Source organism: Georhizobium sp. MAB10 (assembly GCF_045012825.1).
Classification (GTDB): Bacteria; Pseudomonadota; Alphaproteobacteria; order Rhizobiales; family Rhizobiaceae; genus Georhizobium; species Georhizobium profundi.
Genome location: NZ_CP118314.1, coordinates 3,281,596 through 3,296,686, shown reverse-complemented (window position 1 = coordinate 3,296,686; position 15,091 = coordinate 3,281,596). Strand labels below are relative to the sequence as shown.

The 15,091-nt window shown below is 62.1% G+C and carries 14 protein-coding genes and 2 tRNA genes; 10 read left to right on the top strand and 6 right to left on the bottom strand.

Features of this window, described 5'->3' with window-relative positions; translation table 11 throughout:
* Positions 1-69: 69 nt before the first annotated feature.
* The gene (locus tag PU133_RS15780; RefSeq protein WP_404862460.1) at positions 70-882 is read right to left on the bottom strand and encodes a hypothetical protein; all 813 of its coding nucleotides are present in this window, start codon (positions 880-882) and stop codon (positions 70-72) included.
* 197 nt (positions 883-1,079) lie between these two features.
* Entirely contained in the window at positions 1,080-1,415 is a 336-nt protein-coding gene (locus tag PU133_RS15775; RefSeq protein WP_404862459.1) for a hypothetical protein, read from the bottom strand.
* Positions 1,416-1,701: 286 nt separating this feature from the next.
* Between PU133_RS15775 and PU133_RS15770 the strand changes: the two genes are divergently transcribed.
* Positions 1,702-2,574: a DUF1499 domain-containing protein gene (locus PU133_RS15770; protein ID WP_126011108.1), complete on the top strand. Its 873-nt coding sequence runs from the start codon at positions 1,702-1,704 to the stop codon at positions 2,572-2,574.
* A 62-nt stretch (positions 2,575-2,636) separates the two neighbouring features.
* Positions 2,637-3,026, top strand: a complete 390-nt coding sequence (locus tag PU133_RS15765) for a GFA family protein (RefSeq protein WP_404862458.1) — start codon at positions 2,637-2,639, stop codon at positions 3,024-3,026.
* A gap of 159 nt (positions 3,027-3,185) precedes the next feature.
* On the opposite strand, the gene PU133_RS15760 is transcribed toward PU133_RS15765, so the two are convergent.
* A complete protein-coding gene (locus tag PU133_RS15760) occupies positions 3,186-4,088 on the bottom strand; it encodes an MBL fold metallo-hydrolase (RefSeq protein WP_404862457.1) in 903 nt (300 codons plus the stop codon).
* 119 nt (positions 4,089-4,207) lie between these two features.
* Here PU133_RS15760 and PU133_RS15755 point away from each other — a divergent pair, with 119 nt between their 5' ends.
* The 7 genes from PU133_RS15755 (at position 4,208) to PU133_RS15725 (ending at position 9,534) form a co-directional block, all read left to right on the top strand.
* Positions 4,208-4,804 carry a biotin transporter BioY gene (locus PU133_RS15755; protein ID WP_404862456.1) on the top strand — a complete coding sequence of 199 codons (597 nt, stop codon included), beginning with the start codon at positions 4,208-4,210 and terminating at the stop codon, positions 4,802-4,804.
* Between the two features lie 216 nt (positions 4,805-5,020).
* The gene (gene cysD / locus PU133_RS15750; protein WP_404862455.1) at positions 5,021-5,926 is read left to right on the top strand and encodes a sulfate adenylyltransferase subunit CysD; all 906 of its coding nucleotides are present in this window, start codon (positions 5,021-5,023) and stop codon (positions 5,924-5,926) included.
* Positions 5,926-7,866: a sulfate adenylyltransferase subunit CysN gene (gene cysN, locus PU133_RS15745; protein WP_126011103.1), complete on the top strand. Its 1,941-nt coding sequence runs from the start codon at positions 5,926-5,928 to the stop codon at positions 7,864-7,866. The genes cysD and cysN overlap by 1 nt, the downstream gene beginning before the upstream one ends.
* Before the next feature lie 128 nt (positions 7,867-7,994).
* Entirely contained in the window at positions 7,995-8,615 is a 621-nt protein-coding gene (locus PU133_RS15740; protein WP_126011102.1) for a L,D-transpeptidase, read from the top strand.
* A gap of 138 nt (positions 8,616-8,753) precedes the next feature.
* A tRNA-Gln gene (locus PU133_RS15735) sits at positions 8,754-8,828 on the top strand.
* 77 nt (positions 8,829-8,905) lie between these two features.
* Positions 8,906-9,364: a MaoC family dehydratase gene (locus tag PU133_RS15730; protein ID WP_126011101.1), complete on the top strand. Its 459-nt coding sequence runs from the start codon at positions 8,906-8,908 to the stop codon at positions 9,362-9,364.
* 93 nt (positions 9,365-9,457) lie between these two features.
* Positions 9,458-9,534 (top strand) — tRNA-Pro (locus tag PU133_RS15725).
* A gap of 468 nt (positions 9,535-10,002) precedes the next feature.
* On the opposite strand, the gene PU133_RS15720 is transcribed toward PU133_RS15725, so the two are convergent.
* From PU133_RS15720 to PU133_RS15710, 3 genes are all read right to left on the bottom strand, one after another.
* Positions 10,003-10,641 (bottom strand): hypothetical protein, encoded by a 639-nt coding sequence (locus PU133_RS15720; protein WP_404862454.1) that lies wholly within the window; start codon positions 10,639-10,641, stop codon positions 10,003-10,005.
* A 76-nt stretch (positions 10,642-10,717) separates the two neighbouring features.
* Entirely contained in the window at positions 10,718-11,215 is a 498-nt protein-coding gene (locus PU133_RS15715; RefSeq protein ID WP_404862453.1) for a hypothetical protein, read from the bottom strand.
* A 165-nt stretch (positions 11,216-11,380) separates the two neighbouring features.
* Positions 11,381-13,660 (bottom strand): MHYT domain-containing protein, encoded by a 2,280-nt coding sequence (locus PU133_RS15710; protein ID WP_404862452.1) that lies wholly within the window; start codon positions 13,658-13,660, stop codon positions 11,381-11,383.
* A 270-nt stretch (positions 13,661-13,930) separates the two neighbouring features.
* Here PU133_RS15710 and PU133_RS15705 point away from each other — a divergent pair, with 270 nt between their 5' ends.
* Positions 13,931-15,058 (top strand): extracellular solute-binding protein, encoded by a 1,128-nt coding sequence (locus PU133_RS15705; RefSeq protein ID WP_404862451.1) that lies wholly within the window; start codon positions 13,931-13,933, stop codon positions 15,056-15,058.
* Positions 15,059-15,091 lie beyond the last annotated feature (33 nt).

The window sequence follows — 15,091 nt, the reverse complement described above, 5'->3', positions numbered from 1 at the left end:
GCCACGCTTCGATCCAGCCGGGGGTGTCGCACTAGGTGCCCCGGCGACATCCTAGAACGGCAGAGCGTATCAGAGCGACCGGAAGCGGTCGCAATAGTCCTTCACCCAGGACACAGGCTTGGTGCCGAAGCGCCATTCCGTGCCCCACCGCTTTGCGCCGTCTTCGAGAAGCAGCGAGTGGTAGTCCGGGCGCCCGTGGAAGGTCAGCACGCTGAAGTTTCGCGGGCGGGCAGGGGTGGTGAAGACATAGTTCAGCGGCCAGTGCCAGGCACAATGCCGCTTGAAGCTGCCGCACCAGGAGTTCGGCCAATAGTGCCGACCCTTGGCATGCGCATCGATGAAGATCTGGTCGTTGTGATATTGTCTCATCACGCCGTCCGGATCCTGCTTGAACATCGACCAGAGATGCGTCTGCTCGCCCGCGCGAAAGCCTACCACAGATGAATTCGAGCCCCGGTTCGGCCGCCAGTTGACGGGCAGCGCACGCCAGATCGTCGGATTCCATTCGCGGATGACGTGAAGCCCACCGACAGAGGTGATGCGATCGAACATGCGCGCGAGATTGCCGGTGATCATGACATCGAGATCGAGGAAGAGGACCGGCGTTCCCTTGGCCAGGATGTCGGGAATGAACATCAAAAGCTTGGGAAACATGCCGTGCGTCCAGACTGATCGGTCGATAGGCATATCAGGGATTGGGCGCGTTTCGATCGTGTTCAAAAGGCCGCCGGTCTGGTCCGTGAAACACAGGAAGCGGAATTTTCGCCCGCCCATCTGGCTCTCAGCGGCCCGGTAGAGCGTGTTGACATAGTCGGCCCCGTATCGATCGCCCCATTTCAGCGCGAGGATCGTGGGATCGGCAGTGATGGACGTAACGTTCAATGGAGCGCACCCGAATAGAGCAGAGCGGGCCGGCCGGTCGGTGTTCGGCAAGCCACAGAGATGGGCTCAGCGGCGCTGTGGAGGCGTCGGGGAGTCAGTGATGCGGCACATAGCACCAGCGCCCCGCAAAATGAACGGAAATATGCCGTTGCGACCGCTTGGAGACCGCTATTGCCGTGTAAAAGTGTGTGTCGGGCTTAAAAATGCTGGTGAAGCGTCAAGAAAGCTTCGGCGAAGCGGGCAAGATCTGCCGTTTCCTCCGTGACCATGTCGACGCTGACCGACGAGCCGTCTTCGCTGAGAACGACGAAGACGATCGTGCCGCCCGCTCCGATCGGCATGCTGAGGGCCGCGATACGCTGCTTGCCGTCCAGAATACCGGAAGCCGGCAGATCGAACAGGTAGGTGCCGCCAAGCGCCCGCGTGACTTCGCGGACACTGTCGGCGAACCCGTTAGCACCTGGCTGTGCACTGTCGAGCGCCATTTCAAGTTCGAGAAGATCGAGGGCGTAGTCGCGCCGCGGTCGCGGCAACAAGGGTGCTGAACTAGCGGCAACGCCGGCCGCAGCCGACGGGATAACGGTCCCCATAGGTCTCTCCGTACCTAAACAAACCAGCCCGCCCCGCAAGCTTTCGCCTACGCCTTCAAACATTTCTGCAAAGCTTGGCTTAACTGTGGCAGCAAGAGCTTGCATGTGGCTGACACGATGGGCGGGAGTCGGATAAGAGCAGACAGGGGCAGGCAAGGAGAAGCAGTTGATCCGGACGGCGGTGCGATATGAACGGCCACGGTCGCGAAGCGGGGCGTGGGCTGGCCGCATGGGCGTGTTCGCGATTCTGCTCTTCGGTTTCGCCGCGACGGGCCAGCGCTTCGGCATGCTGCAGACCGACAATTTCGTCGCCATTGCCGGCTTGTCCCTGGTGTTCGCCGCGGTCGCGTTGCTGCTCGGGCTTATCGGCTTATGGCGGTTATGGTCCGTCGGCGCCAAGGGGGGCAGATCGTCCTTCTGGGGCATCATGCTGGCGCTGGCGGTGGTCATCCCATCGGCGATCGGAGCGGCCCAGTTCATCGAAAAGCCCTATCTGCACGACATTTCGACCGACAGCGTCGACGAGCCACAGTTTCTGCGCGAGCCGGTGTTCGTGCGAAGCTGGCTGTCCCGGATGGTGCCGCCTCGGCAGGAGCCGACCCTGGCGGTACGGGCCGCCGCCTATCCGGAGCTGACCGGTCGCCGCTATGAAGGCGCGATCGACCGTGTGTCGACGGCTGTTGCGACCGTGCTCGACCAGCGAGGTATCGCGATCGTCGAGACAGACGGCTTCAATCCGGTCGTTACCCCTGAATTGCTCGAACCTCTCGACGAAGAAGAGATCGAGGAGAGCGCCGTTGGCAGTGCGCCGCCGCCCGAAATCCTGAACCCGCCGCTGCCCATGCCCGCGCCGCGCGACCCCGTTTCTGCCGCGCCCTTGCTCCGTCCTTCGCGGGTGGTGATCCAGGGCGAGGCCTCCACGCCGGTGCTCGCGATCAAGTCCGACGTCGTCATCCGGTTGATCGAGGAAGCGGAAACGACGCGCGTCGACATGCGGTCCTCCACGCGCTACGCCGGGCATGATCTGGGGTTGAACGCACGCACGATCGAGCGCTTCCTGACGGCGTTGGATGCCGAACTGCTGGGCGTCGCGGTCGATTAGCATCGCGTCGCTAGGCGATGTAAAGGAATGTTGGTGATCCGATTTCATCAGGAGACGCATGCATGAATCGGTTCACAGGTGGGTGCTTGTGCGGCAATGTCCGGATCGTGGCTTCGGGAGAACCCTACCGAATTGGTCTTTGTCACTGCCGCGACTGCCGCAAGCATCATGGCGCTCTGTTCCATGCATCTGCAATTTTCCCTCAAGATGCAGTGTCTGTCGAGGGCGAAACACAAAGCTATGCTGGGCGGTTCTTCTGTCCTCGCTGCGGGTCGTCCGTTTTCGCTCGCAGCGCGGACGAGATTGAAGTGAGCCTCGGAGTTCTCGACGATACCGACCAACTGATCCCGACCTACGAACTCTGGACCATCCGTCGTGAGTCGTGGCTGCCGCCGTTTCAGCTTGCCAAACGATATGAAGGCGATCGTGATGGAACGGGTCGCGAAGAGTAGGATCGGAGTATTTCGGGGATTTCCGCAGCCCACCTCGCGTGATCGAATATCGCTCTCGAAACCGCATGTCCGGGGTCATCTCCGGTCTCGATCATCACGATCTGCATGCCGGCGATGCGCATCAGGGTTGCTTTATGCCGCGCGGTACACGGTAACGCATCAGGCCGGCAGATAGATCGCATCGATGGCCGGGGGGCCGTCGGTGGTGACGGCGCCGCGCTCCACGAGGTCTTCCAAATGGGCGAGCACGGAGAGAGCGGCCGCGCCGTGAAGCCGTTTGTCTGTGTCCCGGTAAATCACCGCCACGATATCGGCGACCGTGCGGTCGCCTTGTCGGACCCGCTCGAGGATCGCCGTTTCGCGCATCCGCCGATGGGTCTTCAGCCCTCTGAGAAACGCGCGAGGCTTGTACACCGGGCCGCCATGGCCCGGCAAATAGAGGCGGTCGTCGCGTTCCAGCATGCGATCGAGAGAGGCCATGAAATCGGACATTGCCCCGTCGGGCGGGGCGACGATGGTCGTTGCCCACGCCATCACGTGGTCGGCCGAAAACACCACGCCATCCTCCAGCGCAAAAGCGGCATGATTGGCCGTGTGGCCAGGCGTGTGGATCGTCGTCAGGCGCCATCCGTCGCCATCCATCACCGCACCATCTTCGAGCGAGAGATCGGGCATGAACTCCATGTCAGAGGCCTCTTCGAGCGGATTGATCTCGCCGAGATAGAGCGGGCGTGCGGCCCGGTGCGGTCCTTCGGCAACCACCATCGCGCCGGTGTCGCTCGCAAGGCGCCGCGACAGCGGCGAATGATCCCGGTGGGTGTGGCTGACGGCGATGTGGCTGACCGGCCGGCCGGCGATTGCGGCGATGAGGGCCTGGTAGTGCGATTCGATCTCGGGACCCGGATCGATAACGCACAGCGTCTCCGTTCCGACGATGTAGCTGTTCGTGCCGTGGAAGGTGAGGGGCCCCGAATTCGGTGCGGTGATCCTGACGACACCATCCGCCACCGGCACGGGCGTCCCATGGGCGGGCTCGAATTTGGTATCGAAGGTGAGGGCCATCAGCGTTCTTTCGGGGAGCCTTCGGGGAGGATGGTTGCCGCTCCTCGCCCTTCACAATATAGGAGGAGTCACGGTATTCGGCGATCGACGCTCAAGCCCATTTGCATGAGGAACCATTCATGGCAACCGCACTGACCTCCCGTTCTCTCGTTTCAACCGCGTTGCCGCAGTCCGGCACCGGCCGCATCGTTGCGCAGATCATGCTAGCTGTCGCCGGCACGTTGCTCCTGACGGTTTCCGCCAAGGCCAAGGTCGTGTTCGGACCGGTCGACCTGTCGCTGCAGACGCTTGCCATCTTCCTGATTGCCGCAGCCTTCGGCATGCGCCTCGCGGTTGCGACGCTCGTTCTCTATCTCGCCCAAGGCGCCATGGGCCTGCCCGTCTTCCAGAGCACGCCAGAGAAGGGCATCGGCATCGCCTACATGCTCGGCACGACCGGCGGCTACCTCGCCGGTTTCGTCGTCATGGCGGCAATCGTTGGCTGGGCAGCGGATCGCGGCTGGGACCGCAACCCCTTCAAGTTCTTCGGTGCGATCGTTGTGGCCGATGTCGTCATGCTCGCCATGGGCTTTGCCTGGCTGGCACTGCTGATCGGTGCCGAGCAGTCCTGGCAGTTCGGCGTCGTTCCGTTCATCGTGCCGGACCTGATCAAGGCTGCGCTCGCAGCGTCCATCGTGCCGGCAATCTGGGGCCTGATCGCCAAGTTCAGCCGCTGATCCAGGCCAAACGACACAGATTTGGGGGAGGCCGCGCGGTGCGTGGCCTCCTTTTTCGTGACAGGCTGCAAGAATAACTTTCCGAGCCCATCGGCAAACTCGCAATAAAATCTCTCGGATCACGCTGCGGCTTTCGATAGCGTGCAGCCAATTGGAGGAGCCGGGGCCGGTGAAAAACGGGCCCCGGTCCTTCTGCATTTCGACCGGTCAGGCCTTATGAACAAACCTCTTTCCCATCTCGAACGGCTCGAAGCGGAGTCGATCCATATCTTCCGCGAGGTCGCGGCGACCTTTCAGCGCCCGGTCATGCTCTATTCGGTGGGCAAGGACTCCTCCGTCATGCTGCACCTGGCGATGAAGGCGTTCTACCCCGCCAAGCCGCCATTTCCCTTCCTGCACGTCGACACGACCTGGAAGTTCCGGGAAATGATCGAGTTTCGCGACCGCATGGCGCGCGAGCGCGGCTTCGATCTCGATGTGCACATCAACCAGGATGGCGTGGAGCAGGGCATCAATCCGTTCGATCACGGCTCCAACACCCACACCCACATCATGAAGACCGTTGCGCTGCGCCAGGCGCTCGACGCCGGGCGCTATGACGCCGCCTTTGGCGGTGCGCGCCGCGACGAAGAAAAGAGCCGGGCGAAGGAGCGTATCTTCTCCTTCCGCAATTCCAGCCACGCCTGGGACCCGAAGGGCCAGCGGCCTGAGATGTGGAAGATCTACAACACGCGCGTCGGCCAGGGCGAATCGATCCGCGTCTTCCCGCTCTCCAATTGGACCGAGCTCGATATCTGGCAGTACATTCTCGCCGAAGCGATCCCGATCGTGCCGCTTTATTTTGCCAAGAAGCGTCCGGTCGTCGAGCGCGACGGCATGCTGATCATGGTAGACGACGATCGCATGAAGCTGCAGCCGGGCGAGAAGATCGAAGAGAAGATGGTGCGGTTCCGCACGCTCGGCTGCTATCCGCTGACCGGTGCAATCGAGTCGGAAGCCGACGACCTGCCAGGCATCGTGCGTGAAATGCTGATTGCGCGCACCTCCGAGCGGCAGGGTCGCCTGATCGACCGCGACGAATCGGGCTCCATGGAAAAGAAGAAGCGCGAGGGATATTTCTGATGCGCGCCACAGCGATTTCAGAGGCAACGACGAACGATGCGACCGGCGATGCCGCCGCAACCGTTGCCGATTACCTTGCCAAGCAGGAAAGCAAGTCCTTCCTGCGCTTCCTCACCTGCGGCTCGGTGGATGACGGAAAGTCGACGCTGATCGGGCGTCTGCTCTACGACACCAAGCTGATCTTTGAAGACCAGCTCGCCGCGCTCGAGCGCGATTCGAGGAAGCACGGCACCACGGGCGAAGACATCGACTTCGCGCTGCTCGTCGACGGCCTGGAGGCCGAGCGCGAACAGGGCATCACGATCGACGTGGCCTACCGGTTCTTTGCGACCGACAAGCGCAAATTCATCGTCGCCGACACGCCCGGTCACGAGCAATATACCCGCAACATGGCGACCGGCGCTTCCACGGCTGATCTCGCCATCGTGCTGATCGATGCGCGCCAAGGGATCCTCACCCAGACGCGGCGCCATTCCTTCATCGCGTCGCTGCTCGGCATTCGCCACATCGTGCTGGCGGTCAACAAGATCGACCTGGTCGACTTCTCGCAGGAGCGCTTCGAGGCGATCCGGCGCGATTACGAGATTTTCGCCGCGTCGCTCGGCTTCCGCTCGATCACCGCGATCCCGCTGTCGGCGCGCTACGGCGACAACGTCACCCAGCCATCGGAGAACATGCCCTGGTACGACGGTCCGTCTCTGCTCGGGCACCTCGAAACGGTGAATGTCGACGACGATCTCGCTGGCAAGCCGTTTCGTTTTCCGGTGCAGTTCGTCAGCCGGCCGCATCTGAATTTCCGTGGATTCCAGGGCCAGGTCGCGTCCGGCCGCGTTGCGGTCGGGGACACCGTCGCCGTGGCGAAATCGGGCGTGACGACCCGTATCAAGCGCATCGTCACCATGGCGCCCGACGGCACCGATCTCGATCTTGACCAAGCGCGCGATGGGCAGAGCGTGACCTTCGTGCTGGCAGACGAAGTCGACTGCTCACGCGGCGACATGCTGGTCGATCCGCAAGCGGCGCCGGTGATTGCAGACCGGTTCGATGCGCGCCTCGTCTGGTTTGCCGAGCGGGCGCTTGTTGCTGGTCGCCAGTACATTCTGCGCACCGAGACCGACCAGACAGCCGCCGCCGTGGCCGTGCTGCAGAACCGCATCGACATCTCGAAGCTCGAAGAGGTGAAGGCCGACACGCTCGCCTTGAACGACGTAGGGACCGTGACGATTGCTGCACAGCGGCCGATCGCTTTCGATCCCTACCGCGCCAACCGGGCAACCGGCGCCTTCATCCTGATCGACCGCATTTCCAATCAGACGGTTGCTGCCGGCATGATCACGGCGCAGGCGAGTGGCTCCGCTGGCCAGCACCGCCTCTTCGACGTGACGCAGAAGGACCGCGCCGCCATCAAGCACCAGAAGCCGGCGATCCTCTGGTTCACCGGACTTTCGGGAGCGGGCAAGAGCACGATCGCCAACACGCTCGAGCGGCGCCTGCATGGTCTTGGGTTGCACACCTACGTGCTGGATGGCGCCAATACGCGCCAGGGTCTCAATCGTGGGCTTGGCTTCGACGCCGCCAGCCGTCGCGAGGAGGTTCAGCGCATCGCCCATGTGGCGAAGCTGATGGCGGATGCAGGCCTGGTCGTGATGGCCTCCTTCATCTCGCCGCTGCGCGAAGAGCGCCAGATCGCCCGCGACATCGCCGGGGACAACGCGTTCCTCGAAATCTTTGTCGATGCCGATTTGCAGGATTGCATGCAGCGCGATCCGAAGGGGTTCTACAAGCTCGCACTCGAAGGTGAACTGAAGCACTTCACCGGCGTGGACGAGCCCTACGAGGCCCCGGATTCGGCCGATGTGCATCTGCGCGTCAAGGGCCGCACGCCGGAAGAACTGGCAGCCGAGATCGAAGCCGCCTTGAAGGCAAAGGGTCTGCTTTAATAAACCCGGCGGGTGGACCGGCGTGATGGAAGCGGCAACGATAAGTGACTGCTTCCATCGAAACCAAGCGTTAACCACGACCCCGTATTCAGTTAACGATTACGGGGACCAGGTTTTTCGGGGGCGTCATGTCGATCACACGCAGAGGCATTCTTTTCGGGATGCCACTCTTCTTGGGCGCCTGCACGGCGTCGTCGGAATATCAGACGGCCCGGCTGAACTATGCGGCGCTGCCGGAGGAGCGTTTCCCGTTGGACGCCGTGCCGCTGCAGGAGATCGATCCCGAACTCCGCCGCCAAGAAGTCGCGTTCGATGGCGATTATGAAGCCGGCACCGTTGTGGTGAACACGCCTGAGCGTCGGCTCTATTACGTGCTCGGCGGGGGCAGGGCGCTGCGCTACGGCATCGGCGTCGGTCGCGAAGGACTGGCACTGCGCGGCAACGCAACGGTCGGTCGCAAGGCCGAATGGCCGAATTGGACCCCGACGGCGAACATGATTCGGCGCGATCCACGCAATCTGCAATTCGCATCCGGCGTCCCCGGTGGGCCGACCAACCCGCTTGGCGCCCGCGCGCTCTATCTCTACCGCAACGGCCGCGACACCATGTTCCGCATCCACGGCACCAACCAGCCGCGCTCGATCGGGCAAGCCATGTCGAGCGGCTGCGTGCGCATGCTGAACCACGACGTGATCGATCTTTACGACCGCGTCCCGACCGGCAGCCGAGTCGTGGTGATCCAAGCCTGACCAGGCGCTTCCTGCGAGATTATCGAGGCAGCGGTTCGGCCAACGATCGATCCTGTGAAATTTGTGATCCGCTCTTGATTCCTGCCGGGATCAAGGTAAACCGGCCACGGTCGCATTGCCCGACGGGCAAGCCGCCATTGGGGCGTAGCCAAGCGGTAAGGCAGCGGTTTTTGGTACCGCCATTCCCTGGTTCGAATCCAGGCGCCCCAGCCATTTCCCTTCGTGCCATACTTTCCGGTTTCGCGCAGACGGCTTAAGGCTGTTGCCTTGATTGGACGATGGAGAGCGTGATGGCGGGTCTTTACTACGAACAATTCAGCGTCGGCCTGACGTTCGACCATGCGATCCGGCGCACGGTAACCGAGATGGACAATGTCCTGTTTTCGGCGATGACCCACAATCCGGCGGCGCTGCATCTCGACGAGCACTACTGCCAGACGCAGACGGAATTCGGCCAGCGGATCGTCAACAGCGCCTTCACGCTGGGACTGATCGTTGGCATTTCGGTGGGCGACACGACGCTCGGCACCACAGTTGCCAATCTGGGCTGGGACGAGGTGCGTTTTCCGCGTCCGCTCTTCCACGGCGACACGGTCCATGTGCGTTCGACGGTGCACGAGATGCGCGAAAGCCGCTCCCGGCCGGAATGCGGGATCGTCATCTTCCTGCATGAAGGGTTCAATCAGAAAGATGAATCGATCGCCACGTGCAAGCGCTCGGCACTCATGCTGCGCAAACCGATGGAATGAGCGGGCGGGGGCTTGGAAATTCCACCGATGATGATTTTCCGGCTTGCATCGACCAGACCAAATCGCTAGTGAAACCGGGCCTTCGGGCCATGTCGGAGTGTAGCGCAGCCTGGTAGCGCACCTCGTTCGGGACGAGGGGGTCGCAGGTTCAAATCCTGCCACTCCGACCATCGTTTTCAGGGCTTCCCGGGTCCTCTTTCCTTCACTCGCAAACAGCTGCGGTCCGATTACGGATCGTCTTCCGCACCGTCTTCGTCCTATTGGTCGCGGTGCCGACGCCTTTTAACACATAGTTCAATCGCGACATTCCCGTGGCAGCCTAGCGACCTAGGTCGCCAATTTTCCAGCTTCGAAGGTCGCCATTCTATTGATTCCTAAGTGGTCGCACGCAGCGAGACCTTGTGTGCTCCTGCCCGCGTCAGTCTGAAACTATGATTCTCCATGCAGCGGAAAGCGTCCGTCGTCGCGAATATCGGTTCGGCGAGTGACGATCATCCCTGCATTCGGTTCGATCAAGCAGACCACGCTTTTGGATTACGAGGACCAAGCAAATGGCCAACTTCAGACTGAAATTCGCACGAGCTGCGGCGCTTGCCGGCGTTGTTCTGACGGGCAGCAGCATCTCGGCTCACAGCCAGCTATTCACGACCGCGGAGTGGCGGCGAGCAGCAGATCAGGCTTGCCAGGACGCCCTCGACAGCGGCTCCCCGCAGATGCTCGAGGACTTTCTGCGCCAGTATGGAAGAGCGCGCACGCCATGCAACGTCGTCGCGTCGACCGCACGGGCGCAGAGCGCGAATGGCGGGGAAAATTCGAGCTCCGATGATAACCAGGCCGGCCCCAGTGATGGTGGCCCGAACGACGGTGGCCCAGACGATGGTGGCCCGAACGACGGTGGCCCAGACGACGGTGGCCCAGACGATGGTGGCGATGACGGCGGTAATCCCGATGACGGCGGCGGTCATCACGGCGATGACGATGGCGGTCATCACGGCGATGACGATGGCGGTCATCACGGCGGGCATGATGGCGGTCACCATGGTGGCCATGACGGCGACCACCATGGCGGTCATCATGGCGGCCACGAGGGTGGCGACGATGGCGATCATCACGGCGGCCACGACGGAGGCCATGGTGGCGAACACAATGGCGGAGCTCACGGGGATCATCACGACGGTGATGGACATGGCCACGATGGCGAACACCACGGCGGTCACGGCGATGACCATGGCAATGGCCATGACGGTGCCCATGGCGATGGCGATGGCGATGGCCATGATGGCGACGACGGGAGCTATGGCGACTGAACGAACTTTGGTTCGGCGGCGGTGATGCCCGTCGGACGCTGGGTTGCTACGCCTGGCAATCCGGCAAGAATTGCCGGGCGTAGTCGTATCCCATCGACTTGATACGCTGGGTCAGCCCGCCCTGATCTGCTATCCAGGCGCGCACCCAATCGGGATAGGCGCTGAGCATCATGTGAGCTGCTGCCTCGTTGGCTTTCCGGTCGCCTCCATACGGAAGATGGAAGCCGAACACCGCATTCTCCACGATGCAGGCGCGTGATTCGGGAACGGAAAGGTAAAGAGTGCACGCTGATTCACATCGACCGACAAATCGAACCTGGCGGTTCGAGCGGATCAGTTGATTGACCTTTATGACGTAGAGAGCGACATGTCCGCCCGGGTCGTCGCGGACATAGAAGTGGTTGGAAGATGGGCTGGCGTGTACCAACTGCACACTGCCGGTGGTGGATGCCGTTGCGACCAATAGAGCAACGAGCAGACGTTTGAGCGTGACGAGCTGAAAGATCAGTGGAGCCTCCGCAGGCAAGCGATCCCATATGCTCATTGGCTAAATCAAATCGGGGTGTTTTGGCCAGACACATAGTCTTTCGGCCTGTCTCAACGCGCATACCTGCTGCCGGCGCTGAGCAATTGTCTTCTGCGTCAGGTTCGGCATGCCGTGTCCCAGTGCAACGGGCACCGATTCCGCTGCATGATGTGCAACCTCCGCTCAGTGGATGGAGGACAGCGCCTGTGCCCCGGAACCGGGCTTTGGTGCGCTCGTGAGCGCGCTTGCCACAGCGTCTTTCAGCTGGTCGTGCGTGAACGGCTTGCCGAGCATCGGCAGTTTGAGCTGCTCGTTTTCTGGAATTTCGGCATAGCCGGTGACAACGAGGATCGGAAGTTCGGGGCGGCGCTGGCGGATCGCGCGCGCAAGTTCGGTGCCGGTCATGCCAGGCATCGCATGGTCGGTCACGAGCAGCTCGATGCCGGCATCCTTCTCCAGCATGTCCAGCGCCATGGTGCCGGAAGAGGCTTCGATCACGTCGTGGCCGAGTTCCTGCAGAAGATCGACCGTGTTCATCAAAACGAGGAAATCGTCGTCGACGGCCAAAATCTTGAGTGGCCCGGCGCTCGCCTGCTGCATCGGCAGCGCAGAGAGAGCGGCGCCAACCTCCACATCGGCAGCGGGTAGCCAGAGCGTCGCGCGCGTGCCGGAGCCAAATTCGCTTTCAAGCACCAACGCGCCGCCGGATTGTTCTGCGAAGCCGTGCACCATGGAAAGACCGAGGCCGCTGCCGCGTTCGAGGCCCTTTGTGGTGAAGAACGGATCGCGCGCCCGTGCAAGCGTCTGCGGGTCCATGCCGATACCGTCATCCGCGATGTCGACGCGGACGTAAGCGCCTGGCTTCAGGCCGTCGACGTCGCCGCTCTGCAGGTTGCCGCGCTTGGCGCAGACCCGGATCGTGCCGCCCTCCGGCATGGCGTCCTTGGCGTTGACGGCGAGATTGATGATGCTGATCTCGAGCTGATGCGCATCGACATGAGCAGTTGCTCCTTGCGGGTCGAAATCCGTATCGAGCTGGATTTGAGGACCGAGCGAGCGCTGCAGAGTGTCCTGGATGGATTGGAAAAGGTGCGGCACGGAGACCGGCTCGGCCTGCAGCATCTGCTGGCGGGCGAAGGATAGCATATGCTGGGTCAGCACCGAGCCGCGGCGCGCACCCTGCATGGCATTATCGATCAAGACGGTAGCGCGATCGTCGTGCGCGTAGCGGCGCTGGAGCAGTTCGAGATTGCCGAGAACCACCGCCAGCAGATTGTTGAAATCATGCGCGATGCCGCCGGAGAGCTTGCCGATCGCTTCCATTTTCTGTGTCTGGCGCAACGCTTCTTCGGCACGCTTGCGCGCCGTCACGTCGATCAGGCCGCCGGAGATCGACAGGGTCTCGCCATCGCATTCGAGACGCGAGGACATGAGAACGTCGATCGGCACGCCGTCTTTCGTGTGGAAACGGTATTCCACATCGTCCATGGCCTGGCCTTGCAGGAGAAGCGGCCAATCGTGATCGAGAAACTTCTGCGCGGACTCAGGCTCCATGAAGAAGGCGAGGCGTTCGCCGTGCACGTCTTCCCGGTTTCGACAAAGAAGCTGAAGCCAAGAATCGCTGGCCTCCAAAATGGTGCCCTTGCCGGAGAGCGAATGCAGCGGCAGCGGCGTATGGCGGTAGAGCGCGCGGAACTGCTCTTCGCTGCGGCGAAGACGGTGTGCTTCCATCGCCGCCATTTGAGCCAGCCGCCGATCAACGACGGCTGCAGCGAGCGCCAGCGCCAGAATGCCAAAGGTGATGACGGCAACCCCTACGGCGAGATTGGCGTGGTTGAGGCCGACGCCGGTGATGGCCTGCCTTGCCTCAAGCGACGGGACGAAATGTGCCGCATGCATGCCGGCATAGTGCATGCCTGAAACGGCAACTCCCATGGCCAGCGCAGCACCGAAACGCAAAACGGGCCGGGTCTCGACCAGCGCCAGCCAGAGCGCCGCAGTCGACGCTCCGATAGCGATCACGACCGATACGCCGACCCAGAAAGGGCTGTAATGCATCTCCATGGGCATGCGCATGGCGGCCATGCCGGTGTAATGCATCGCCAGGATACCAGCACCCATCAGAAGACCGGCAATGAGCAGCGGCCGAAGGCCACCATCCGCATCGCGCGCCACGGCGAAGCCGAGACCGGTGACGCCGATTGCCAGCACGAGCGAGAAGAGCGTGAGCGCCGCGTCGTACGTGATGGTGACGCCTGGCAGGGAAAGAGCCAGCATGGCGACGAAGTGCATGGACCAGATCCCGCCGCCCATGGCGAGTGCTGCCGTGCCGAGCCAGGCTATCGATGCCCGTTTGTCGGAGGCGGCCCTCAGCCGTCCGGCCAGATCCAGCGCCGTGTAGGAGGCCGCAATGGCGATCAGGATCGAGAGCGCGACGAGGGCGGGATCGTGATGGCCATGCATTCTTTGTATTTTCCAACGGGCGGCTTGTCCGCGCTTTAGCACCTAAAGCGACAGCTTAAGAAGTCAATTCACGAGCACAGGGCCGCTCGTGCAATAACATGGGTCAATCTGAGCAGGCTTGGATCGGCTTTTCTTTCGACTGTGTGTTCTTTAGCACTGTCTCATCGATCCGTCACAGGACACGGGGCTTGTCATCTGATTGTAACGGATCAAGAATATCGGCAACGCGCGGTCAGTCCTGCCCGCGACGATCAAAAAGGGGAGACGTCCATGAACTTCATCAAGCGCCGCACCATCCTGACCGGTGCGGCATCGGTCGCCGGCCTGTCGCTCGCTTCGCCTTTCGTTTCGCGCCGAAGCTATGCGCAAGGGTCTTCCGGCTCCGTCAATATCTTCGCCTGGGCTGGCTATCTGAACGACGAGATGCTTTCCGCCTTTACGGAAGCCACGGGCATCCAGGCCAACTACACGCCTTATGGCACCAATGACGAACTGCTGAACCAGCTGCGCGCCAATGACGGTGCTGGTTTCGACATCATCTGGCCGACCGTCGACCGCGTCCCGAACTATGTGGAATTCGGTCTCGTGCAGCCGCTGGATATCTCCAAGATCGAAGTCGATCGCTGCCTGCCGAGCGCCTGGTCAAGCTCCGAGAACCTCGGTGCCGTCATCGACGGCGAGCGCTATCAGGTTCCGACCGATTGGGGCACGGAGGGCATCGCGTTCGATCGTGACCAGATGCCGCTCGAATACGGCACGGCATCCTACGGCGACATCTGGAAGCCGGAAGCCGAAGGGCTTGCCACCGTGCGCGGCCATTCCGGTCTTGTCGGTCTCGGTTTGTGGCTCGAGGCCGAAGGCCGCCTGCCGATGCCGATGCGCGAAGCCTTCGTTTCCGAAGAGAACATGGTCGCGATCTATGACGTGATCCTGGCAGAAGCGATTGCCCGCAAGGCCAACATTGCCCAGTTCTGGACCAACGAAAACGAAGCTCAGGGCGCATTCCGCGTCAACGGCTGCGCCGTCGGCCAGACGTGGGATTCCACGGCCGCGGCACTTGCCAAGGAAGGTCTGAATGTCGGGTTCCTCGCTCCGAAGGAAGGCGCGCTGACTTGGATGGAAGGCGTTTCGATCCCGTCGGGTGCCGAGAACCTCGATCAGGCTTATGCCTTCATCAACTGGTTCCTGACGCCGGAAGCAGGCGCGATGTACACCAACGCAACGTCGATCAACTCGACCGCTGTCGGTGCTGCCGAACTGACGTCGGACGACGCCAAGGCCTTCTTCGCCAACGCCTATCCGGGCGATGCACTGGAGAAGCTGTGGTGGTGGCCGATCCAGGAAACCTGGTTCGTCGAAAAGCGCAACGAATATCAGGACCGCTTCCTGTCGGCCTGATCTGACGATCCTAAGGGGTCGGTCGACCGCCGG